The sequence below is a fragment of the Caulobacter sp. GW821-FHT10F06 genome (genome assembly GCF_058809215.1).
The window spans coordinates 162,774-185,876 of record NZ_JBXASK010000007.1 but is presented as its reverse complement, the minus strand read 5'-3'; the positions used below and the strand labels follow the sequence as shown (position 1 = coordinate 185,876).

Below are 23,103 nucleotides of genomic sequence, written 5' to 3'. Positions count from 1 at the left end.
CTCCGCGACCCTTCCCATCCCTTCAGCGATCCATCGCGTGAAGCCGAGGCCTCGTGTCTGGGGCGGAGCACGCAAAAAGACGGCGTGGCTGGGTTTTCCCCAGCCACGCCGCAGTGCGCGGTAAACGGATTACCTGGCGATCGGCGAGACCGGCAGGGCCTTGGCTCGCAGCGACACCGTCTGGGTCAGGGATTGCGAGCGCGACGAGGCGCCCACTGACACGGCGTAGTCGCCGGCCGCGATCGACCAGCCGTGGGCCTTGCCGTCCCAGGTCGACAGCAGGCGCGGATCGACGGTGACCGAGACGGTCGTGCTGGCGCCGGGGGCGAGCGAGACCTTCTTGAAGCCGCCCAGCCGCTGGGGCGCCTCCCAGCCGCCGGACTTGGGCGCGATATAGACCTGCGGCACGTCCTTGCCGGCGCGGGCGCCGGTGTTCTTGACCGAGAAGCTCACGGTCAGGACGCCGTTGGTCTCGGCGGCCTTCAGGCCCGAATATTCGAACCGGGTGTAGGACAGGCCGTGGCCGAACGGGAACAGCGGCTCCAGCTTCTTGGCGTCGTACCACTTGTAGCCGACGGCGGCGCCTTCGATCGTGTAGTCGACGTCGAACTTCTCGTCGGGCTTCTTGGGGTCGCCGTCCAGTTTGGGACGCGGCAGCTGGCCCTCGTTCTGCGGGAAGGTGACGGGCAGACGGCCGCTGGCGTCGACCTCGCCGGTCAGCACGCGGGCGATGGCCTCGCCGCCGCTGGTGCCGGGGTACCAGGCGGCCAAGACGGCGCGGACGTCGCTCAGCCACGGCATCGCCACCGGGCCGCCGGTCTCGAGGACCACGATCGTCTTGGCGTTGGCCTTGGCGACGGCGGCGATGGTGGCGTCCTGGTCCTTGGGCAGGTTCAGGGTCCAGACGTCCTCGGACTCGGTGGTCCACTGGTCGGCGAAGACGATGGCCATGTCGCTGGCGGCGGCCAGCTTGGCGGCGGCGGCCGGGTCGGTCCCGTCGACAAAGCTGATCTTGGCGCCGGGGAAGCGCTTCTGCAGCGCCTTCAGCGGCGAGGACGGATAGTAGATCACTGGGCCGGGCCAGGTGGCGGGCAGCAGGCCCTGCACCGCGCGGCCGCCGGCCGGGTAGACCTGCGAGGAGCCGCCGCCCGACAGCACGCCGACGTCGGCGTGGGCGCCGATCACCGCTATGGTCTTGGCGGACTTGGCCAAGGGCAGGAGACCGCCCTCGTTCTTCAGCAGCACCATCGCCTCCTCGGCGTCGGCCTGGCTGACCTTGCCGTTGGCGGCCAGGTCGATCGGGGCGATCTTAACCGGGCGCTCGACCACGCCGCTGGCGAACAGGGCGCGGGTGATGCGCTTGGCCATGTCGTCGAGACGCGCGCCGCTGACGGCGCCGCTGGCCAGATCGGCCTTCAGCACGTCGCCCAGGAAGTCCTGCTTGTCGAAGGCGTGGCCGGCCGACTGCTGGTCCAGGCCCGCATTGACCGCCTTGGAGCCGGAGTGCACCGCGCCCCAGTCGCTCATCACATAGCCCTTGTAGCCCCAGTCCTTCTTCAGGACGGTGTTGAGGAGCCAGTCGTTCTCGCAGGCATAGACGCTGTTAACCCGGTTGTACGAGCACATCACCGAGTGGGGGTCGGACTTCTCGATGGCGATCTGGAAGGCCAGCAGGTCGGAGGTGCGGGCCTCGGCGTCGCCGATGTTGGAGCTGACGACGAAGCGGCCGGTCTCCTGGTTGTTCAGAGCATAGTGCTTGATGGTCGAGACGATGTGGTTGGACTGGATGCCCTTGATCTGGGCCCCGACCATGGCGCCGGCCAGCAGCGGATCCTCGCCGCCATACTCGAAGTTACGGCCGTTGCGCGGCTCGCGGGTCAGGTTGACGCCGCCGGCCAGCATGACGTTGAAGCCCGAGTTGCGGGCCTCCGAACCGATCATCGCGCCGCCCTTGAAGGCCAGCTCGGGGTTCCAGGTGGCGGTGGTGGCCAAGCCCGAGGGCAGGGCGGTGCGCTCACGCATCTGCTTGGCGCTGCCTTGGGTGGCCACGCCGACGCCGGCGTCGGTCTCCCACTGGGCCGGGATGCCCAGGCGCGGGATGCCCTTCACGTAACCGGCCGAGCCGGGGAGGGAGCCTTCGATGCGCTCGTACTTGGGCTTCATGTCGGCGCCGAAGTAGCCGAACACCAGGGTCAGCTTCTCGTCCTGGGTCATGGCCTTGACCACCAGGTCGGCGCGGGTGTCGGGATCGAGCTTGGGGTTCAGCCAGGGCTGGGCCGCCTTGGCTTTAGAGGCGGGGGCCTTGGGGGCCGCCTGGGCGTTCAGCGCGGTCGCGGACGCGCCGATCATCAGCGCCAGGGCCAGGCCCTGCAATGTCTGCCGGTTCATGTTTCCTCCGTATCGTTGTGTGAGCCACCGGCCGTTATCGGCTCGGGGCGAAGCGGATCAGGTCTTTCGTCTGGGCGGCGGTCCCGCGCGGGCGGGACCGGTCGACTCGCGCGCCACCAGGCTGTGCTGGGCCAGGAACGGCGCGGCGGCCTTGCCGGCGGCGTCGTTGGCGTTCCAGGCGCTGAAGGTCTGCAGGGCCCGCAGAGCCATCTGTTCGAAGGGCTGGCGGATGGTGGTCATGGTCGGCCAGATCACCGCGGCGATCGGGGCGTCGTCGAAGCCCACCACCGAGATGTCGTCCGGAATGCGCAGGCCTCGGCGCTGGGCCTCCATGCAGGTGGCGGCGGCCATGTCGTCATTGGCGGCGAAGATCGCGGTGGGCGGATCGTCAATGTCGAGCAGCGCCTTGGCGGCCTCGACCCCGGTCTTGAAGGTGAACTCGCCGTCGGCGATCAGCTCCGGGGCCGGACGCGGAAGACCCCGTGCGGCATAGGCCTCGAAGAAGCCGTTGCGGCGATGGGTGCTGGCGGCGTGATCCGGGTGGCCCGAGATGTGGCCGATGCGGGTGTGGCCCAGGGAAAACAGGTGCTCGACCACCTCGCGGGCGGCGGCGCGATCGTCCATGGCGATGGCCGGGAAGAAGGGGTCCGGGCTGGTCGGCGACATCAGCACGCAGCGCACTTCCAGCTCGCGCATCAGGGCCTTCAGCGGGCCGAAGTCGCATTCGGGGGGCAGCAGCACCATCTCGCGGATGCCGCCGTCGGTGACGAAGGCGCGGATGCGGTCCTGCCAGCCGGCCACGGGGCCGTCGAACAGGTCGACCGTCAGGTGGCGGCCGGTCTCGACGCAGGCCAGCAGCAGGGCGTGGTGGATCTTGGTGTGATAGCCGCCGCTGGGATCGCCCATCAGCACGCCGACCGAAGACGACGCCTGGGACCGCAGGCTGCGGGCCACGGCGCTGGGCTGGTAGCCGAGATCCTGCATGGCCGCGCGCACGCGGTCGCGCGTCTTGGCGCTGACGCTCTCATGATCGTTGAGCACGCGAGAGACCGTCTTGGGCGAGACATCCGCCCGCTCGGCCACATCGTGGATCGTCGCCATCCGTTCCCATACCCCGTCCGCGTTCGTCCCTTGGGATTCACCACGGTGAAGGTGGCGGGGGCAAGGCGACGCGTGACGCAAGCCATAGCTCACGATGTCTGGCTTGTCATGTGCATGGACAAAAACGGGTCAAATAAAGTCATTTATCAAGACATTTCGTGGACATTTACCGGTAACATTCGACCCTTTTCCAGGAGTTTGGGGTCAGATTTGCGGGGGTGAACACGCGGGCTCTGCGGGCCTTTGAAATCTACGGAAATCCATGTCGCTGCGCGCGATTTCGGGGCCTTGGTGCTGAAAACTCGGAAAAATGCACGATAGAAGCGGTTTTTCCGGCTTTTGAGCCGGCCTTGTGGGCGGGTGAGGGATCTTTCGGCCCGCAACCTCAAGGCACGTGAGGCCTTGTGGGGCAAGAATGACAACGTTGACATTCTTGTTGACTTGAGTGGGACATTTGATGATGTTGGCGCCAACCGATAACGGCGTTGGGCCGGAATCGTCAGCCCGGGCGTTGGGGGTCGTCGTCTAAACGGACATCGCGGACACAGCGGTCTTCCGGGCTTTACGGCGCCCAATCGGTTTTGGAACGCGTCGCGTAGATGGCGCGCCCAGGGACGGGGCGAAAGATCAATAAAAACGTCTAGTTGGGGAGCGAGGAATTTGACCAATCAACGTAGGAAGACCGTGCTTACGCGCGGCCTGGCGGTGGCCTTGCTGGCCGGCGCCTCACAGGTGGCTCTGACCACCAGCGCCTTCGCGCAGGACGCCGCGGCCGACACCGTAGAAGAAGTCGTCGTCACCGGGGTTCGCGGATCTCAGATCAAATCGGTGGACGTCAAACGCCGCGAAGCGTCGATCGTCGACGCCATCTCGGCGGAAGACATCGGCAAGCTGCCGGACGTCACCATCGCCGACTCCCTGCAGCGCATCTCAGGCATCCAGATCCAGCGCGACGCGGGCGAAGGCAAGACCGTCAACATTCGCGGCCTCAAGCAGGTGATCACCCTGCTGAACGGCGAGCAGTATCTCAGCGCCGGCAACATGGGCAGCGCCCAGCCGGACCTGCTGGACGTGCCCTCGCAGCTGATGAACCAAGTGCTGGTCTACAAGTCGACCGATCCCAAGAACGCCCTGTCGGGCATCTCGGGCACCATCGACCTGCGCACCCGCCGGCCGTTCCAGCTGCCCGAAGGCCTGACCTTCGCCGGCGGCGCGGAAGCCCAGCGGGGCGAGCGGACCAAGAAGGACGACTACCTGGTCAACGGCGTCCTCAACTGGCGCAATGACCGCGTCGGCCTGATGGTGTCTGCCGCCAAGAGCAAGTCCAACCTCGGCAACAACTACTCCGGCACCGTCGGCCTCTCGGGCAATAACGACTGGGGCGGCGGTTTCGCCACCAGCTATATCTCGCCGCACGGCTACGAGAGCTTCAACCGCGTGGTCGAGCGTGACCGCCTGGGCGTCAACGTCGCCTTCGAGGCCGACCTGGGCGAAGGCTTCACCCTGATCGCCGAAGGCTTCTACGCGGAGCTGGAAGAGCACAACCGCGCCGTCGGCATCAACATCTCCAACCGCTGGGACGGCGGCGCCTTCGGCACCTGGAACAAACCGACCGTGTCGACGCCTGTGGGCATCGGCAACTGGCTGGCGGTCGACGAGTACGACATCAACGCGTGGTGGGTGAACTCCTTCACCGTCAACCGCACGACCAAGTCCAAGACCAAGAACTACAATCTCGAACTGAACTACGACAACGACGGTCCGTTCACCTTCGAAGCCCGCGCCATCCGCGCGGACGGCGATCGTCTGAGCATGAACGGCCAGGCCCAGGGCGATCTGAGCAACTGGCGTTACGCCGACGGCCGCTTCAACCTGTTCCGCGACGCCGCCGACCGCACCCGCGGCACCTTCTATCCCAAGGCCATCTGCGACAAGTTCCCGGCCTCGCGCCGCACGAACGCCGTCGTGGGCAGCGCCGGCGGCTGCTACCTGGATCCGAACCCGCAAGGCTACGGCGCCAACCCGCAACTGCACTACAACATCAGCGGCGATCACCCGGTGTGGTCGGGCTTCGACACCCCCCTGGCGGGTGGTCTGGGCGCCGGCAAGTCCCTCAAGGACTACATGGCCAACATCGGCAGCTACGCCATCGGCGCCTTCTCGTCGGAGGGCAACAACGAAGTCAATTCGGACATGAACGTGTTCCGGGCCGACGGTCACTACAAGTTCGACGACAAGTTCCTGGGCTTCATCACCAAGGTCGACGCCGGCGTTCGCCAGAGCGAGCGTTCGGTCGAGGTCGAGCAGTTCCACCTGTTCTCGGGCTTCTACGGCGGCACCCCCGGCGCGGTTCAGGCCAACGGCACGCCCGTTCCGGCCGGCGGCTGCGAGGCCCAGTGGAAGGCCATCGACGTCGTCATGAACCAGAACCAGTGTCAGGCGGGCGAGTTCGTGCCCGATCCCGTCACCGGCCTGCAGGTGTTCCAGGGCTACACGGTCAACGCCCCGACGCGCCTGGACACCTACAACCACGTGGTCTGGGTCGACGACCTGGGCGGCGTCACCAGCGGCATCCCGGGCTTCTGGGCCATCGACCCGCGCGACTTCGACGACGCCGAAGCCTTCCACAAGAAGGTGTTCGGCGGCGCTATCCGCGTCCAGGTTCCCGGCCAGACCTACGACGTCAGCCTGCGCGAGCAGAGCGCGTTCGGCGCCGCCAACTTCGAGATCGGCGGTCTGTCGGGTAACGCCGGCCTACGCGTGATCGAGACCACGCTGACGGTGAAGCAGAACCTGACCGGCGACACCCGCAACTACGGCGACACCAACGCCGACGCCGGCGACAATGTCACCAAGCGCAAGTACACCGACTGGCTGCCGTCGCTGAACGTCTCCTACGACTTCGACGACCACCTGAAGTTCCGCTTCGCCTACTCCAAGACGATGCAGCCCCTCGACCTGGGCAGCTATGGCGGTGGTCTGAAGATCAACACCGCCGACTGCGGCGCGGCCCTGCCGAACGTGCGTTGCGTCACCAGCGCCAACGCCGACGGCAACCCCAACCTGGATCCGTGGCGCTCGCAGAACTTCGACGGCGCCATCGAGTACTATTTCGGTCGCGCCTCGATGCTGAACATCTCGGCCTTCAAGCTGAAGATCGACAGCTTCGTGACCGGCGGCACCACCACGGGCCGCTTCCCCGACCAGGACGGGGTGATCCGTCGCACGGTCAACGTCACCCAGCCCGTCCAGGGCGACGGCGGCGAGGTCAAGGGTCTGGAACTGGGCGCCAAGCTGGCGGTCAGCGACATCTTCACGGACGCGGGCTTCTTCTCGAACTTCGGCGTCGACACCAACTACACCTACTCGCCCTCCAAGGAGTCGCGGACGGGTCTGGATGGCAAGAAGCTGACCTTCCAGGACAACTCCAAGCACCAGTTCAACCTGATCGGCTGGTACCAGGACGACAAGCTGCAGGCGCGCGTCGCCTACAACTATCGCACCGACCGCCTGGCCGAAGTGATGAGCAGCAACATCCCGATCTACCAAGACAGCACGGGCTATGTGGACGTGAACGTCAGCTACAACGTTCGCGACAACATCACCCTCTATGCCAACGGTTCGAACGTGACCGGCGAAATCGAGGATTACTACGCCAAGTTCGCGGCGGGTAAGACCCAGTACATCCGCCAGAACGAATTCGAACCTCGCTACACCATCGGCGTTCGCGCCCGCTGGTAGGCATCTAGGCTCACCTCCTGCGGCCGCCGTGACATCCCCCCGTCACGGCGGCTTCTTTTTGGGAGGCGAACGCTGTCCGAGCCGACGTCCAGGCGCTAGCCTCAAGATCGGCCGGACGATCTGAACGCGCTTTGGGAGGGCGACGTTGGAGCAAGCTGCGCAGGACACCGCATTGGACGGGCGTATTCGCAACGTCGTCATCGTGGGCGGCGGCACGGCCGGCTGGATGGCCGCGGCCAGTCTCCAGCGCCATTTCCAGGGCTCGCCCCTGAAGATCACCCTGATCGAAAGCTCCGAGATCGGCACGATCGGCGTGGGCGAGGCGACCATCCCCACCATTCGCGGCTTCTACCAGAACCTCGGCCTGACCGACCTGGACGTGATGCGCGCCACCCAGGCCACCTGCAAGCTGGGCATCCGCTTCAACGACTGGATGAAGCCCGGCTCGTCGTTCATCCACCCCTTCGGCCTGTTCGGCCAGGACCTGAAGGGCGTGCCCTTCCATAACTACTGGCTGCGGCTTAAGGCCCTCGGCGAGACCGCCGAGATCGGCGAATACTCGCTGGGCGCGTCCCTGGCCAAGGGCGGCAAGTTCATGCTGCCGTCGCGCAATCCGCCGTCCAGCATGTCGGTGTTCGACTGGGCCCTGCACTTCGACGCTAGTCTGTTCGCCAAGCTGATGCGCCAAGTGGCCGAGGCTGCCGGCGTCACCCGCATCGACGCCCGCATCACCAGGGTCAATCTGCGTCCCGAGGACGGCTTCATCGCGTCGGTCGATCTCGACAACGGCTCCACGGTCGAGGGCGAGCTCTTCATCGACTGCTCGGGCTTCCGGGGGCTGCTGATCGAGGAAGCGCTGCAGACCGGCTACGAGGACTGGGGCCAGTGGCTGCTATGCGACCGCGCCTATGCGGTGCAGAGCGAAGGGGAGGGCGAGCCGCCGCCCTATACCGACGTCACCGCCCAGACCTCTGGGTGGCGCTGGCGGATCCCGCTGCAGCACCGCTACGGCAACGGCTATGTCTATTCCTCGCACTACATCAGCGACGAGGACGCTCTGGCCGAGTTGAAGGCCGCCGTGCCCGATCCGTTGCTGCACGAGCCCCGCCAAATCCGCTTCATGCCGGGCCGCCGCTTGAAGGCCTGGAACAAGAACTGCGTCGCCCTGGGCCTGGCCTCGGGCTTCCTGGAACCGCTGGAGAGCACCAGCATCGCCCTGATCGAGACCGGCATCGAGAAGCTGAAGCAGCTGTTCCCGGACCGCTCGTTCAATCCGGCGGTGCGGGACGAGTTCAACGACATGTCGCGGCTGGAGATGGAGCGAGTGCGCGACTTCATCATCCTGCACTATAACGCCAACCAGAGGGGCGACACGCCGTTCTGGAAGGCCTGCCAGGACGTGGTCGTCCCCGACACGCTGCGGCACAAGATCGAGCTTTTTCGCGAGCGCGGGCACTTCATCCGCTATCGCTGGGAGATGTTCCAGCCGGCCAGCTGGCTGGCGATCTATACGGGCTTCGACATCCTGCCCAAGACCTGGGATCCCAGCCTCGACGGCCTGGACGTCGCCTCGCTGCAACGGGGTTTGGCCGAGATGCGCAAGGCGGTGAAGGCGGCGGTCGACGCGGCTCCCACCCACGGCGCCTTCCTCGACGAATACGCCAAGCCCGCCCCGATGGCGGCGCAATAACAGTAACGAGAAGAAGGCCGGGGAGGCCGGGATTAGAATGACGACGGGCACCAATCAGAACGGCATCCGCAAGGTCGTGATCGTCGGCGGCGGCAGCGCGGGCTGGATCTGCGCGGCCATGGCCAGCCACTACTTCCACAAGACCGGCGTCGAGGTGGAGCTGATCGAGTCCGAGGAGATCGGCACCATCGGCGTGGGCGAGTCGACTATCCCGCCGTTCCTGCAGCTGATCCACAGCCTGGGCATCGACGAGCAGGAGTTCATCCAGAAGACCCAAGCCAGCTTCAAGCTGGCCATCCGCTTCGAGAACTGGCGCAAGAAGGACGAGGTCTATTACCACCCCTTCGGCCAGATCGGCGGACCGATCGGCCGGCACGAGTTCTACCAGTGCTGGCTGCGCGCCAAGGCCAATGGCCATCCATCCGGCTTGCAGGACTTCGCCCCGGCCAGCGTGATGGCGGACCAGTGGAAGTTCATTCCGCCGTTCAAGGCCCAGAAGACCCTGATGGCCGGGGCCAGCTACGCGCTGCACATCGACGCCAAGATGGTGGCGGCCTATCTCCGAAACTTCGCCGAGGAGCGCGGCGTCAAACGCATCGAGGGCATCGTCACCGACGTGGCCACGCGCCCGGACGGCTTCATCGAGAAGGTGATCCTGAAGGACGGCCGACAGGTCGAGGGCGAGCTCTTCATCGACTGCTCGGGCTTCCGCTCGATCCTGAACGGCAAGACCCTGGGCACCGAGTTCCTGGACTGGTCCGACGTGCTGCTGAACGACCGCGCCGTCGCCACCCAGACCCTGAACGTCAAGGACCCTCATCCCTACACCCTGGCCCAGGCCCAGGACTACGGTTGGCGCTGGCGCATCCCGCTGCAGCACCGGGCCGGCAACGGCTACGTGTTCTGCAGCAAGTACGTCAGCGACGACGAGGCCACCGCCACCCTGCTGAGCCAGGTCGAGGGCGAGGTGCTGGTCGATCCGTGGGTGATCCCGTTCCGCACCGGCATGCGCAAGCAGCTGTTCAATAAGAACTGCGTGGCCATCGGCCTGGCCGGCGGTTTCATCGAGCCGCTGGAATCCACCGCCCTGCACCTGATCTATCGCGGCATGGACTTCCTGTTGCGGTTCTTCCCGGACAAGGATTTCGACACCGCCCTGGCGGCCGAATACAATCGTCGCATGGCCGCGGACTACGAGGAGATCCGCGACTTCATCGTGCTGCACTATTACAAGACCCAGCGTGACGACACGGCGTTCTGGCGCGACTACCAGAAGGTCATTCCGCCCGAGAGCCTCCGCGAACGGGTCGAGCTGTTCGAGGCTCACGGGACCTTACGCGATGGCGTCGACGATATGTTCCGCGCGCCCAGCTGGCAGTCCGTCGCCGAGGGCATGGGCGTGCGTCCCAAGCGCTACCAGCAACTCGTCGACACCGTGCCCTATCCGGTGATCTCGCAGACTTTGGACCAGTCCGCGCCGATTCTGAAAGCCCAGGTGGCGAGCCTGCCCAGCCACGGCGACTTCCTGGCCCAGCACTGCCCGGCCGGCCCCTTCGAGCGTCCGGCCCAGTTCAAGCGGACGACGAAGGAAGCGCTGGTTTAGAAGGCAAGCCCGTTGGACCTGCGGGACTTCCCAGTGGTGTTAGCGACATAATTCTTGTCATCCCGGAAGCCTCGCAGAGGCTGTCCGGGACCCAGGGGGCGGCGCACTGCGGTGGCCCTAGGTCCCGGCTCTCCGCTTCGCTGCGGCCGGGATGACAAGTTGATGTGCGTTAGGTGAGGGTTCCTACGACGCCACCCGCGCCATCGGCAACCGCACCTCGGCCACCAGGCCGTGCTCGGCTCGGCGCAGGCGGATGTCGCCGCCATGCGCCCGGATCGTTGAGCGCGAGGTGGACAGGCCCAGGCCCACGCCCTGGCGGGTGGAGTTGCGGGCCTCGGCGCTGCGGTAGAAGGGCAGGAACACGCGATCCAGGTCGGTGTCGGCCAGGCCTGGACCCCTGTCGGTGATCTCGGCGACGATCTCGTTGCGCTCGGGGAACAGGCGCACCTGGGCCTGGTCACCGTACTTGATGGCGTTGTCGATCAGGTTGGCGAACACGCGCTGGACGCTGAGCACGTCGACCTCGACCTCGGCCGGACCGCCGGGCTCCAGGCTGACGGCCGCGCCCACCACCTCGGCGTCGTCCACGGCGCATTCGACGATCGAACGCAGGTCGACGCGGCGGCGTTCGCCCGGCTCGGCGTTGTCGCGCATGAAGGTCAGCACCGAGGTGATCATCGCCTCCATCTGGTCGAGGTCGCGGGCCATCTCCTTGCGCAGGGTCGGCGAGGCGCGCTCGATGCGGAAACGCAGGCGAGCCAGGGGCGTGCGCAGGTCGTGGCTGATCGCGCCGATCATGCCGGTGCGGTCCTCGACATAGCGGCGAAGGCGGGCCTGCATCTGGTTGAAGGCGCGGGCGGCCTGGCCCACCTCGGCCGGACCTTCCAGGGCCACCACCTCGGCGGTGGGTTCGCGACCCAGGCGCTCGGCGGCGCGAGCGAAGTCGCCCAGCGGCGCGGCCAGGCGGCGGGCGAAGATCCAGCCCAGCGGTGCGACGATGGCGAACGAGATGGCGAACCACAGGATCAGCCGCTTCTGCCAGCTGTTGGGGAAGGCCTCCGGCTGGGTGCGCAAGGTCACCCAGCGATCGGGCGCGACGCGATAGGCGGCGATGAAGTCGCCCTCGATATAGGGGGCGGGCGCCAGACCGAAGAGGCCGCGCGAGGTGGGCTTGGCGATCGGACGGCCAGGATCGGCCTTGGGGATGGCGGCCTTGGCGGCGGACGCGGCGGCGACGACCGACGCGCGCGAGATCGGCTCGTGCGGAACCGTCGTCTTGGCGCTGATCGGCGCGGGGGCGGCGATGGTGTCGGTGCGGACCTCGCGGGTCACGGGGCGCTCGATCTGCGGCGGCTGGGCGCCGGTCGAGGTGGGGCTGATCACCTCGCTGACCCGGAAGGTGTAGCGGTGGTTCAGGGCGTCGCTCCCGCCGATCAGGCCGCCATTGGGCGAGCGCATGGGGCCGATCGGACCCAGCATCCGGCCGCCACCGGTCATGGCGTCGCCGCCGGGCGCGGCCGACATGGAGCCGGCGGGTCGGTTGAGGCCGGGCAGGGGCATGGTGATCGATGGGCGCGAGACCAGGCCCGTGTCGCCCACGCCAGAGATCAAGGCCGGCCGCTGGCTGCTGCCTTGCGTCTGGCCGGACGCAGACGGGAAGCGTGAGGCCCAGACGGGCGGGCGGTCGCTCGCGCCGCCGGCCGGACGGGTGATGACCATGCCGCCCTGGCGCGCGCCCGACGGCGAAACGATCACCCCGCCTGCGCTATTGGGGAACCCAGCGCTGGAGCTGGAGGACGACGAGGCGCTGTAGCCGCCGACGCCAGCGGGCCGCGCCGGAAAGCCGCCGCCGGGCATCGGCGCGGTCGGCGCCATCGGCGGAGCCTGGGCCGAAGCCTTGGAGGCGATGGTCGAGCGTAGGGCGTTCAGTACGCCGATCTCGAAGGCCGGCGGATCGGGCCGGTCGGCCGAGGTGGTCAGCTGCCGGGTCGGCGGTCCGGCGAAGGGCAGGGGGGCGTAGAACAGCAGCCGCACCTCGTCCGGGTCGACGTTCATCATCCGCGCCAGGTCGGCGTGGGCGCTCTCGGGCACGAACCAGCCGGGACTCTGCAGGCTGGGCGGCTGGTCGTCGGCGGCGCGCAGCAGCGGCTTGGCGCCCTCGGTCTGCACGGGCGCGCCGCGCAGACCGGCGGCGATGTCGGCCAGGCTGTGCTGCGGGGGCGGCGCGGGCGGCATCAGCAGGGTCAGGACCAGGGTCACGACCTGCGCCACCACGATCCCGCCCAGCAGCAAAGCGACGATCTGCACCGCGATCGGCGGGCTCCAGCGCAGGCGGGGAAGGGACAGCCTCATTGCACCACCACCTTGGCGTCCAGGACGTAGCCGACGCCCCGGTAGGTCTTGATGATTTCCTGGTCGGTCTGGGCCTCGATCTTGCGGCGCAGCCGGCTGATGTGCAGGTCGACGCCACGCCCGACCACCTCGGGCTCCTCGCCCTTGATGATGCGCAACAGGTCCTCGCGCGGCACCACCGACTGGGCGTTCTCAAGCAGGGCCGACAGGATCGACAGCTCGCCCCGGGTCAGCAACAGCAGCATCCCGTTGGGCGCGGTCAGCTGGCGGGCGGCGAGATCCAGGCGGAAGCCGGCGAAGGCGTAGGCCGAGCGCTTGGCCCCCCGCGCGGCGGAATCGCGGCGGCGCAGCAGAGCCTTAACCCGGGCCAGCAATTCACGCGGCGGGATCGGCTTGACCACATAGTCGTCGGCGCCGAGTTCCAGGCCCAGGATGCGGTCGACGGGATCGCCCAGAGCGCTGAGCATCAGGATGGCGGGGCCGCCGTCGCCGGCCAGGCGGCGGCACAGGGAAAGACCATCCTCGCCGGGCAGATTGACGTCCAAGACGGCGACGTCGACGGGCTGAGCCTCCATGTGCTCTCGCGCCTCGACAGCATTAGCCGCCTGGCGCACGACATAGCCTTGAGACTCAAGGTAGCCAGCCATTTCGCGTCGAAGATCCTTGTCGTCCTCGACCAGAAGGACGACGGCGGTTTGGGAACTCTGAACGTCGTGTCTCATCGCCTGGAAGTTATGACATGGCCGCCATGGTCACGTCACGAAGTCGAGACGTAAGAATGGATTTCGGCGACGACGGTGTTCCGAAGATGGCGCTAATATTGCTGGCGAATTTCCAACCCGCGACTTGTGGTCGCGGTTGGCGAGTTCTGACCGGTTCTTGTCCCTGCGAGGCCCAGTGAACGACCCAGACTCGACGATCGTCGTCATCGGCGGAGGACTCAGCGGCTCGCTCTTCGGGCTCAAGCTGAGTCGCGCCAGGCCGGACCTGCGGGTGGTGGTGGTCGAGTCGGGGCGACGTCTGGGACGGGGCCTGGCCTATGGCGCCTGCACGCCGCGTCATTTGCTCAACGTGCCGGCCAGCCGCATGGAGCTGGGGCTGACGCCGTCGTTCATCGACTGGCTGGCGGCGCGGCCCGAGCTGACCGCCGAGGCGCTGGTCGAGAGCGGCGGCGACCTGTCGGCCGCGTTCCTGCCGCGCGCGGTGTTCGGGGCCTATCTGCAGGAGCGGCTGGACGAGGCGCGGACGGTGTCCGACGGGCCCGGCTTCGTCGCGGTGCGCGGGCGGGCGTCCTCGGTGATGACCGGCGTCAAGCGCGGGGTGCGGCTGGAGGACGGCCGCACGATTTTGGCCGCCGCCGTGGTGGTGGCGATCGGCAACCTGCCGCCTCAGCCGCCGGGCGGCCCGGACGGCTGGTTCTACGACACAGCCCTGTTCACGCCCGACCCATGGGCGCCGGACGCCTTCGCCGAGCTGGACCCGGAGGCGCCGGTGCTGCTGGTCGGCACAGGGCTGACCATGGTCGACGTCGCTCTGCGCCTGGCCGATGAGGGCCATGTGGGGCCGATGCTGGCGGTTTCGCGCCGTGGCCTGGTTCCGCTGAGCCATCAGGCCGGCGGCGCGTGGTCGCCGTTCCTGAGCGACATGCTGGGCGCCTCGCCCGTGGCGCTGAGCCGGAGGGTTCGCGCCGAGGTCGCCGCCGCCAGGGCTCAGGGCGTGCCGTGGCAGCGGGTGTTCGACGCCGCGCGGCCGGCGGTCGCCGTGATCTGGAGCCATTGGACTCAACGCCAGCGCGGTCAATTCCTGCGCCACCTGCGGGCCCGCTGGGACATCCATCGCCACCGCACGGCGCCACGCATCGCTCAGGCTCTGGGCAGGCTGACCGGCTCCGGACAGCTGGAGATCCAGGGCGCGCGCCTCGCAGGCTACGCGCTGGACGGCGAGGGGGTCACCGCGACCCTGGCCCTGCGCGGCGGCGGTCGTCGGATGTTCAAGGCCGCGCGGGTGATCAACTGCACCGGACCGGCCAGCGACCTGAAGCGCCTGGCGCTGCCGTTGATCGAGGAGCTGAAGGCCAAGGGCCTGGCCCAGCCGGACGCCCTGGGGCTGGGTCTCGAAACCCAGGACTGCGCCCTGATCCAGGCGGATGGCCAGACGTCGTCGTGGCTGTTTGGCTTGGGGCCGGTGACCCGGCCGGCGTGGTGGGAGATCACCGCCACGCCCGAGATCGTCGTGCAGATCGACCGGCTGGTCGCGCGCTTCGCCGAGGTCGAGACCGCCGCCCCGCGTCCGGCTCGGGGCCTGACGGGAGCAGCGTTCCTGGATCTGGGGGCGGGCATCTAGCCCGCCACCCCTGGAGAAGAAGACTACCGCGTCGCCGCGATGGCCGGGCCGTAGAGCAGGCCGTTGAACAGGAACTTGAAGGTCCCGTACGACTGGGCGCGCTGGGTGATCTCGGGGCCGAAGGCGAACACCTTGCCCTTGCCCACGTCGACGTCGAGGATCGCCGTCGAGCCCTTCAGTCGCTCCTGACCCACGGCCCAACCGCTGCGCAGCGGCTTGTCGGCGTCGAACCAGGCGACGCGCGAGATGCCCGTTGCGTCCGACTTCAGGGTGAAGGTCGGGCTGCGGTCGAAGAAGACGTCGACATCGCTCGCCGCGCCATAGGCCAGGGGCTGGCGCGGATCGACCTTGGCCCGCAGCACCGAGCCGGGGATGTAGAGCTCGCGGTTCGACAGGGCCTTCAGCTGGCCGTTCTCGACCTTGGCGGTGGCCACCTCGACCGGCGCGCCCAAGGCGGTGGCCAGGCGGGTGGAGGCGCCGATCGCGACCACCGTGCCGCCGGCCTTGGCGAAGGCGGCGATCTGAGGGATCGTCTTATCGTCGGTCACGCGGCCCAGCCAGGCGCGGTATTCGGCCGGGATCTCGTCGGGCTTGGGCTGCGGGAAGCCGCGGCCGGCCTTGAACGGACCGTCGGCCGGCGCCGGCACCACGCCGTCGGCGAACACCAGGACGTCGAAGTCCTTGTTCAGGTCGCCGGCGTCGAGACGTTGCGGATAGACGACTGTGAAGGGCGCCTCGAACTTCTCGAACATCCAGCGGTTCCAGCCCGACGGCATCGAGCCGCCATAGACGTCGACCAGGCCGACGCGGATCGGCTTCAGCGGCAGGGCGGAGCCAGAGGGTTTAGCGCCGACGGCATAGGCGTCGATCCCCAGGTCATTGACGCCCTGGGCGATCACCGTCGCGGCGGCGGGCGAGGCTGGGACCCAGATCGCGCCGGCGCCGAAGCTGGTCTTGCCGGCCTTGGCGCCGTCCTTCAGCCACTGCACCTGGGCGCCGGCCTTCAGCAGGCGGTTGGTCAGGGTGAAGCTGGCGTTGGTCTCGTGGCTGATCAGCCAGCCGGCCTTGCCTGAGCCCTTGATCGCGCCCGGCGCGGTGGTGATCAGGTCCGGGACGCGGGTTGTCGGGGCGTCGAAGCCTTCGAGCACGCGGTCGAACTTGATGCCCATCTGATAGGCCAGGGTGTAGCCGGTGACGTCATAGGGCGCCTTGGGCGGACCACCCGGATATTCGAGATCGTGCGGGTGATCCTGCGGCTCGAACATGTCCATGATGTGCGGGCGATAGGCCTGGGCGGCCTTCACCACATAGGAGCCGGCCGGATAGGTCTTGCCGCCGACGGTGAAGGACTTGGTCGCCTTGTCCACGTCGACACCGGTCTTGATCAGGGCGTTGAGGAACGCCGTCACGGTCGGCATGTCGGCCTGGTCGGCCGGAATGATATAGCCGCGCGGATCGCGTTCCTCGGGCGTCTGCAGCACGGTCTTGAACAGGGTGGGGTCGACCGCGTCGCGACCCGGGCCCGGCTTGTCCTTGCCGGCGGCGGCCAGTTCCTCGACGCGGGTCGGGGTGATCGTCCAGCTGTCGGTGTTGCCGCGCTTGATGCTGTTGTCGCCCATCTTCCAGATATTGAAGAGCAGGCGCTCGCGGTTGCGGGCGGCGTAGTCCAGCACCGCCATGTTCATGGTCCACTGGTAGTCCAGCGAGTCCTGCAGATGCCACTCACGCGGCGCGATCGGCGCGGGGCGATCGTTGCCCGGCAGTTGCAGTTCCGGCACCAGATTGACCGTGGTCGGGGTCGGGCCGCCGATGATCTCGGTCAAGAGGCCGATCGAGTTGTGGAAATAGGCGACCGACCGCTCCATGCCGTTGTGCCAGGTGGAGTAGGGGGCGGCGCTGCGCGCGCCCGAACCCTTCTTGTCCTCGGCCACCAGGCGGCTGTGCATGGCCATGCCGACTTCCTGCAGCTCGGTCATGACCAGCGGGTCGTAGTTGAAATTGAACGGGTCGCGGAACGGCGGCACGAACACCACCATGCCGTTGGGGCCGGTCTGGTGCTGGTTGTAGACGATCTGCGGATACCACTCGCGGAAAAGCATCTTGTTGACGTTGGTCGTCTCGGCCATGGCCGACATGAAGCTGTCGCGGTTGTTATCGTGGCCGATATACTTGTGGTACAGGCGCGGAAGCGAGTTGAACTCGCGCTTCTTCGGGTCCTGGTTGCGCATGTACCAGTCGGAGATCATCTCCATGCCGTCCGGATTGTCCTGGCCGAACAGGATGATCACGTCGTCCAGCAGGCGCAGGGTCTCCGGATCGTTCTGGGTCAGCATCCGGTAGAGCACCTGGATCTGGCCCTGCGAAGTGATGGTCTCGCTGGCGTGCAGGCCGGCGTCGATCCAGACCACGGCCTTGCCCTCGGCGGCCAGCTTGGTCGCCTCGTCCTTGCTTACGCCCTCGGCCTTGGCCAGTTTCCTGGCGATGTCCTTGTAGTGGTCCAGCTTGGCCAGGTTGGCGGGCGACGAGACGATCGCCGTCCACATCGTGCGGCCTTCCTCGGTCTTGCCGATGTCGACCAGCTTCATGCGGTCCGACTGGCCGGCCAGGGTCTTCAGATAGGCCTCGTAGGCGGTGTAGTCGGCCAGGAAGTAGTCGCTGCCGACCGGTTGGGCGAAGGCCTTGTCGGGCGGGGTGATCTCGGCGGCGTGCGCGCCGCTGAAGGCCAGAACCAGGGCCACGGCCGCGCCGGCCATTGCTTTGTGCTTCGTCATCGAAAGGCGCCCCAACAGTACAGTGGCCGATCCCACGCCGGCTCTAGATGTAAGACGCAGCCAGATCGCGAATCCGCCGTCCGTGCAATCAATCAGGTGAAATTTTCCTCCGGTCGGCGCCAGGGCGCGAAAAAGCCCGCCCCGGCGGACCGGGACGGGCTTGATCTCATCGTTCTCCAGCGATGACCCCTCCAGACCTCGAAAGGCCTGGAGGGGCTGTCTCTTAGTAGCGCAGGCGTGCGTTGATGAAGAACACGCGGCCCAGGACGTCGTACGTGGCCGGATAGCCGCTGTTCGACGGCGAGGCGTTGCCGCCCAGGATCGGATAGGCTTCCTGGGTCAGGTTCTTGACGCCGGCGGTGAAGGCGACGTTGTCGCTCACGTCCCAGTCGCCCGACAGGTCCCAGTAGTTCTTCGCGCCGATACGCTCGACGGTGTAGAGGGTCGTGGGGTTGTCGTCCTTCACGTCATCCAGGTGGTTCCAGACCACGTTGATGCCGAACTGGTTCAGCTTCCAGTTGGCCGCGGTGTGGATCTTGTGACGCGGGGTCGGGTTGCCGCAACGCGTGCCGAACTTGTCGGCGCACTTGATCGGAGACGAGATGTCGTCCGGGATCGTCGTGGATTCCCAGGTGTTGGTGTACAGCGAGCGCAGCTGCACCGTACCCCAATCCGGCAGACCCATGTCCTCGAGCGCCACGCGGTAGGCGACGCCGATGTCGAAGCCTTCGGTCTTGATCGTGGCGACGTTCTGGTTGGTCAGCGAGACGTAGTCGATCGAGCCGTTGGCCAGGCGGATGATCGCTTGGCAGTACGGCGAGTTCGGGTTGCCGTTCACGACCGAGCCGTAGCAGACGTTCATGACGTTCGAAGCCGAACCGCCGAACGAGGCGATGGCGTCCGAAATCTCGATGTTGAAGTAGTCACCGGTGATCGAGAACGAAGGCAGGAACGACGGCGTATAGGCGAAGCCGGCGGTATAGGTCTTGCCTTCTTCCGGACGCAGGTTCGGGTTGCCGCCCGACAGGGTCTGGGTCTGCTGGTTGGCGTTGATCACGCCGACCAGGCTGGCCGCGACGCCCGAGTTGATACAGGCTTGGCGGGTGGCGGCGTTCGGGTTGGCGCGAGCCGAGCAGTTGTCGGTCGCGGTCGGGAAGCCGTTGCTTTGCGGAGCGTACAGTTCGCCGACCGACGGAGCGCGGATGGCCTTGTTGTACGACGCGCGCAGCAGCAGATCGTCATAGATCTTCCAGGTGCCGGCGACCTTGTAGGTGTAAACGGGCTTGGGTTGGCCGGTGTAGTCCGACGAACGACCAGCCAGTTCCAGGTCCAGAGACTTGACCAGCGGCAGGTCCTTCAGCAGCGGAACGCCCAGTTCGCCGTAGGCTTCGTAGACGTCGAAGCGGCCGGAGACGGGCGGGCTGGCGTTGAAGCCGGTCAGGTTGCCGACGGCCAGATCCTGGCTGGGCTCGAAGGCAAAGTTCTCGGCGCGGTATTCGCCGCCGACCGAGAAGCCGATCGGGCCGGCGGGCAGCGAGAAGAAGTTGCTCGTGTCACCGTTGATGTTGAAGCCGCCGTACTCCTGCTCGTAGTCCTGAGCCGAGTTGATGCGGGTCTTGATGAAGTTGGCGGCGGCGGCCGAGATGTTGCCTTGGCCGAACAGGTTGATGGGAACGCAGCCGTTCGAGGTGTCGGCGCAGGCCGTGCCGGTGCTGTTCAGCAGCAGGGCTTGCTGGATGCGGGCCAGGCTGGTGTCGCCCAGCAGCGAGTTGCTGCCGTGGGTGTTGCCGTATTGGTAGTAGATGTCGAAGCCGCCGTTGATGGCCTCGATGTCGCCCTTCAGGCCCAGTTGCATCTGGAAGCCGGTGAAGTTGAACTTCGAGATACGCGGACCGACTTCCGTCAGGCGGCGGTTGAACGAGCCGGTGACGGTGTCGTAGAGGCCGTCGCCGTCGGTGTCGACGTCGGTGAAGGTGCCGGCGGTCCAGCTGCTGCTGGCCGGGATGGTGTAGGCGGTCGACGAGCCCAGGGTGTTGAGGGCTTGCTTGGCGGCCGCGGTCAGGAACGGGTTGTTGTCCAGCGTGAAGCGGAACGTCCGCGTGCCGATCGGGGTCGGGGCCAGCTGGGTGACGATGCGGCTGCTGACGAAGTTGCCCTTAGCGTAGGCGGTCAGGCCCGGCTTGATTTCGTAGTTGCCGAGGGTGGTGACCGAGAAGCGCTCTTGCGGGGTCTGCAGGTAGTTGACCGGCGCGAAGTTGTAGGTGTCGGTCGCGTCGTTATAGAGGCGGACGTTGCCGTCCGGCAGGAACAGCGCCGAGTTGGCGGCGTTGTTGGCCACGCCCGGCAGGGTCGCGAAGCGGCCGGCCACGAACGGGTTCACGCGGCCTTGCTCGTTCGAGCCCGAGCCGCTGGGCACGAAGCCGGTCTTGGTGGCGTTGTCGCCCCAGGCCGTGCTCAGCATGCCGCCGCGCTCGCCTTGCGTCAGGGCTTCGCGCTTGTTGTAGCCGAGGCTCAGGACGACGTTGCCCTTACGATCGGCGAAGTTGGCGCCCATGGTCAGGCTGGACGAGTAGATCGGGGCTTCGCCGTCGTCGGTGGCTTGATAGCCGGCCGAGAACTCCAGGCCCTCGAAGTCGGTCTTCATGATGAAGTTGACGACGCCCGAGATGGCGTCCGAACCGTAAACGGCCGAACCGCCGCCCGACAGCACTTCGATGCGCTTGATCAGGGCGGGCGGGATCAGGTTCAGGTCGACGCTGCCGGCTTGGGTGGTCGGGGTCTGACGCTTGCCGTCGACCAGCACCAGGGTGCGGTTCGAGCCGAGGCCGCGCAGGTTGACCGTGGCGGTGCCGTTGCTGCCGTTGTTCACCGTCGAGGTGATGCCGGGGACGGCTTGGGGCAGGGTGTTGAGCAGGTTTTCGGTGTTCACGACGCCCGATTGCTGCAGTTCCTTTTCGCCGACGGAGGCGACGGGGCTGGACGAAACCAGGTCGGGACGCGCGATGCGCGAACCGGTGACGACGATTTCTTCAACCTGAGCCGACTCGGCGGCAGGAGCTGTTTGGGCGAAAGCGCCGGCCGCGGGCAGCAGCGCGCCGCACAGCACGGACGTCGCCAGCAGGCGCTTCCGGGTGGACATGGCGTTAAACATTAAACCTCCAACTTCATTCTTTGCGTCGCCTTCGGGTCGAGCCGAACGCGAGACGCCCCCACCCGCGCCGTACTCGACGCGGGCCAATTGCTGAAAAGTGACGGTTGATGACCGCGGGTCAATAATTCCCGCGATGTTCCGATTACAATTTGTACATACTGTAGCAAAAGAGACGCATGTCGGCCCACTTTGGGCGCGCGCAGGCGATTTTTTGCTCATTGAAAGAGATTTTTGGGGATCAACATTCCGCCCATGGACCATAGTGTTTCAATGATGAAACGGTGGGCGTTGAAAAAGATCTTTGCCTGCTTTCCCGTCATTTGGGCCGTTCTTGGCTCAATTGACTGGATTGCGAGGCGCGCTACCTCCGCGAAGAGACGCGACGATTTCGGATTACTGCGTTATCCGAGTAAGGCGTTGCCGAAAACTTGGGTCGGGAGCCCGACCGAGTGCGGTCGCCTGCGATATTAACTTTGTGGCCGGCTGTTTGGACGCTTTCCGCCCTCGGTATTGAACGGCCGAACGACGATCTGTACCACTCGCGCTCGATGGCGGACTGACCACCAAGGCGCGAAAACGCCCTCCTCCAATAGATGACGGACTCGATGGGCCTGCGCCTCAATCCAAATTTGGATCCCGCGCCGTTCGCCGCGATTTTTCAGCGGGACGGGGTCGTGCAGATCCCGGTCTTCCTCGAACCGACCGACGCGGAATCGGTGGCGGTGGCCCTGAACGGCCTGACCTGGAACGTCGTGGCGCCCGACGAGACGTCCGAGACCCTGGTGATCACGCCCCAGGCCATCCAGAAGTTCGGCGAGGCCCAGGTCCGCCAGTTCTTGCAGGGCGCGCTCAAGCGCGCTTCCAAGGGCTTCTCGTTCATCCACCTCTCCTACGCGCTGCAGGATGAGTACGGCCGCGATCCCAAGCCGCCGATCCACCGGGCGACGGAATTCCTGCAGAGCCGGGCGTTCCTGGATTTCGGGGCGGCGGTGATCGGCGGCGAGCGTGTCGACGGCGTGCGCGTCCAGGCGTCGAACTACCGGCCCGGCGATTTCCTGACCCTGCACGACGACAGCCACAAGCGCGACGATCGCCTGGCCGCCTTCACCCTGGGCTTCACCCGCGACTGGCGGCCCGACTGGGGCGGCCAGCTGCTGTTCCATGACGCCGAGGGGCAGGTCGAGCGCGGCTTCACGCCGGGCTTCAACCTGCTGACCCTGTTCAAGGTGCCGCGCGCTCACTCGGTGGCGCAGGTCGCCTCGTACGCTGCGGTCAAGCGGCTGTCCCTGACCGGCTGGCTGGTGCGCGACCCGGCCTGAGCGCACGAGGCCCCTTGCCGCTGACGCCGACCCCGCCTTCTATGCGCGAGTTCAAATCGCGTCGCGGGGTCGCATGAAAATCTGGATTAACTGTCTGGCCGTCGCGGCTCTGGCGGCGCCGGCCGCCGCGAGCGCCGCCGACAAGTCCGCCACGCCGGCCTCGCTGAAGGCCCTCTTCGACTGTCGGTCCATCACCGTCGATGCCGAGCGGCTGGCTTGTTATGACAAGGCCGTCGGGGTGGTGAACACCGCCGAGAAGACCGGCGAGGTGATCATCGTCGACCGCCAGGAAGCCCGCGCCGCGCGCCGGCAGGCCTTCGGCCTGGACCTGTCGGCTCTGTCGATCCTGGACCGCAGCGAGGAAAAGACCGAGGTCGACCGCGTGCTCGGCGAAGCCGTCAGCGCCCGCCAAGGTCCCGACGGCCGCTGGACGGTGGTGCTGGCCGACGGCGCGGTGTGGAAGCAGGTCGACGACCAGATGCTGGGCAAGAGTCCGCGCAAGGGCAGCAAGGTCGAGGTCCGCAAGGCCTCGATGGGCAGCTATTTCATGAACATCGACGGCCAGAGGGCCGTGCGGGCCCGCCGGGCCGACACGCAGCAGTAGGGGCGTGCCCGGTTAGGCGGCGATCGCTCCGGCGCGCCGC

At 66.9% G+C, this 23,103-nt stretch carries 11 protein-coding genes and 1 pseudogene; 6 read left to right on the top strand and 6 right to left on the bottom strand.

Annotated features, from left to right (window positions below):
- Positions 1 to 129: 129 nt before the first annotated feature.
- Complete coding sequence (locus tag AC1RUS_RS16825) at positions 130 to 2,388, bottom strand: beta-glucosidase family protein (protein ID WP_492917741.1); 2,259 nt, start codon at positions 2,386 to 2,388, stop codon at positions 130 to 132.
- Between the two features lie 57 nt (positions 2,389 to 2,445).
- Positions 2,446 to 3,489 carry a LacI family DNA-binding transcriptional regulator gene (locus AC1RUS_RS16820; RefSeq protein ID WP_492917740.1) on the bottom strand — a complete coding sequence of 348 codons (1,044 nt, stop codon included), beginning with the start codon at positions 3,487 to 3,489 and terminating at the stop codon, positions 2,446 to 2,448.
- Positions 3,490 to 4,149: 660 nt separating this feature from the next.
- On the opposite strand from AC1RUS_RS16820, the gene AC1RUS_RS16815 reads away from it, so the two are divergent.
- From AC1RUS_RS16815 to AC1RUS_RS16805, 3 genes are all read left to right on the top strand, one after another.
- A complete protein-coding gene (locus AC1RUS_RS16815) occupies positions 4,150 to 7,230 on the top strand; it encodes a TonB-dependent receptor (protein ID WP_492917739.1) in 3,081 nt (1,026 codons plus the stop codon).
- Positions 7,231 to 7,402: 172 nt separating this feature from the next.
- On the top strand, positions 7,403 to 8,920 hold the full coding sequence (locus tag AC1RUS_RS16810; protein ID WP_492917738.1) for a tryptophan halogenase family protein: 1,518 nt from the start codon (positions 7,403 to 7,405) through the stop codon (positions 8,918 to 8,920).
- A gap of 37 nt (positions 8,921 to 8,957) precedes the next feature.
- Positions 8,958 to 10,523 carry a tryptophan halogenase family protein gene (locus AC1RUS_RS16805; protein WP_492917737.1) on the top strand — a complete coding sequence of 522 codons (1,566 nt, stop codon included), beginning with the start codon at positions 8,958 to 8,960 and terminating at the stop codon, positions 10,521 to 10,523.
- A gap of 183 nt (positions 10,524 to 10,706) precedes the next feature.
- Here the strand turns inward: AC1RUS_RS16805 and AC1RUS_RS16800 are convergent, their stop codons facing one another.
- Both AC1RUS_RS16800 and AC1RUS_RS16795 read right to left on the bottom strand, forming a co-directional pair.
- Positions 10,707 to 12,875 carry an ATP-binding protein gene (locus AC1RUS_RS16800; protein WP_492917736.1) on the bottom strand — a complete coding sequence of 723 codons (2,169 nt, stop codon included), beginning with the start codon at positions 12,873 to 12,875 and terminating at the stop codon, positions 10,707 to 10,709.
- Positions 12,872 to 13,597 carry a response regulator gene (locus AC1RUS_RS16795; protein ID WP_492917735.1) on the bottom strand — a complete coding sequence of 242 codons (726 nt, stop codon included), beginning with the start codon at positions 13,595 to 13,597 and terminating at the stop codon, positions 12,872 to 12,874. The genes AC1RUS_RS16800 and AC1RUS_RS16795 overlap by 4 nt, the downstream gene beginning before the upstream one ends.
- 175 nt (positions 13,598 to 13,772) lie before the next feature.
- On the opposite strand from AC1RUS_RS16795, the gene AC1RUS_RS16790 reads away from it, so the two are divergent.
- Positions 13,773 to 15,218, top strand: coding sequence for an FAD/NAD(P)-binding protein (locus AC1RUS_RS16790; RefSeq protein ID WP_492917734.1), 1,446 nt, complete (start codon positions 13,773 to 13,775; stop codon positions 15,216 to 15,218).
- A 23-nt stretch (positions 15,219 to 15,241) separates the two neighbouring features.
- Here AC1RUS_RS16790 and AC1RUS_RS16785 read toward each other — a convergent pair.
- Together AC1RUS_RS16785 and AC1RUS_RS16780 are read right to left on the bottom strand one after the other, a co-directional pair.
- Positions 15,242 to 18,001: pseudogene (locus AC1RUS_RS16785) on the bottom strand (M14 family metallopeptidase); the annotation flags it as partial.
- A 211-nt stretch (positions 18,002 to 18,212) separates the two neighbouring features.
- Entirely contained in the window at positions 18,213 to 21,140 is a 2,928-nt protein-coding gene (locus tag AC1RUS_RS16780) for a TonB-dependent receptor plug domain-containing protein (RefSeq protein WP_492917733.1), read from the bottom strand.
- 593 nt (positions 21,141 to 21,733) lie between these two features.
- Here AC1RUS_RS16780 and AC1RUS_RS16775 point away from each other — a divergent pair.
- Complete coding sequence (locus AC1RUS_RS16775; protein WP_492917732.1) at positions 21,734 to 22,459, top strand: 2OG-Fe(II) oxygenase family protein; 726 nt, start codon at positions 21,734 to 21,736, stop codon at positions 22,457 to 22,459.
- Positions 22,460 to 22,532: 73 nt separating this feature from the next.
- Positions 22,533 to 23,063, top strand: a complete 531-nt coding sequence (locus AC1RUS_RS16770; RefSeq protein ID WP_492917731.1) for a hypothetical protein — start codon at positions 22,533 to 22,535, stop codon at positions 23,061 to 23,063.
- Positions 23,064 to 23,103 lie beyond the last annotated feature (40 nt).

Bases quoted from the DNA above. Each gene is read 5' to 3' on its own strand.
- AC1RUS_RS16825 (WP_492917741.1), bottom strand. From the start codon at position 2,388: ATGAACCGGCAGACATTGCAGGGCCTGGCCCTGGCGCTGATGATCGGC.
- AC1RUS_RS16820 (WP_492917740.1), bottom strand. From the start codon at position 3,489: ATGGCGACGATCCACGATGTGGCCGAGCGGGCGGATGTCTCGCCCAAG.
- AC1RUS_RS16805 (WP_492917737.1), top strand. From the start codon at position 8,958: ATGACGACGGGCACCAATCAGAACGGCATCCGCAAGGTCGTGATCGTC.
- AC1RUS_RS16800 (WP_492917736.1), bottom strand. From the start codon at position 12,875: ATGAGGCTGTCCCTTCCCCGCCTGCGCTGGAGCCCGCCGATCGCGGTG.
- AC1RUS_RS16795 (WP_492917735.1), bottom strand. From the start codon at position 13,597: ATGAGACACGACGTTCAGAGTTCCCAAACCGCCGTCGTCCTTCTGGTC.
- AC1RUS_RS16780 (WP_492917733.1), bottom strand. From the start codon at position 21,140: ATGTTTAACGCCATGTCCACCCGGAAGCGCCTGCTGGCGACGTCCGTG.
- AC1RUS_RS16775 (WP_492917732.1), top strand. From the start codon at position 21,734: ATGACGGACTCGATGGGCCTGCGCCTCAATCCAAATTTGGATCCCGCG.
- AC1RUS_RS16770 (WP_492917731.1), top strand. From the start codon at position 22,533: ATGAAAATCTGGATTAACTGTCTGGCCGTCGCGGCTCTGGCGGCGCCG.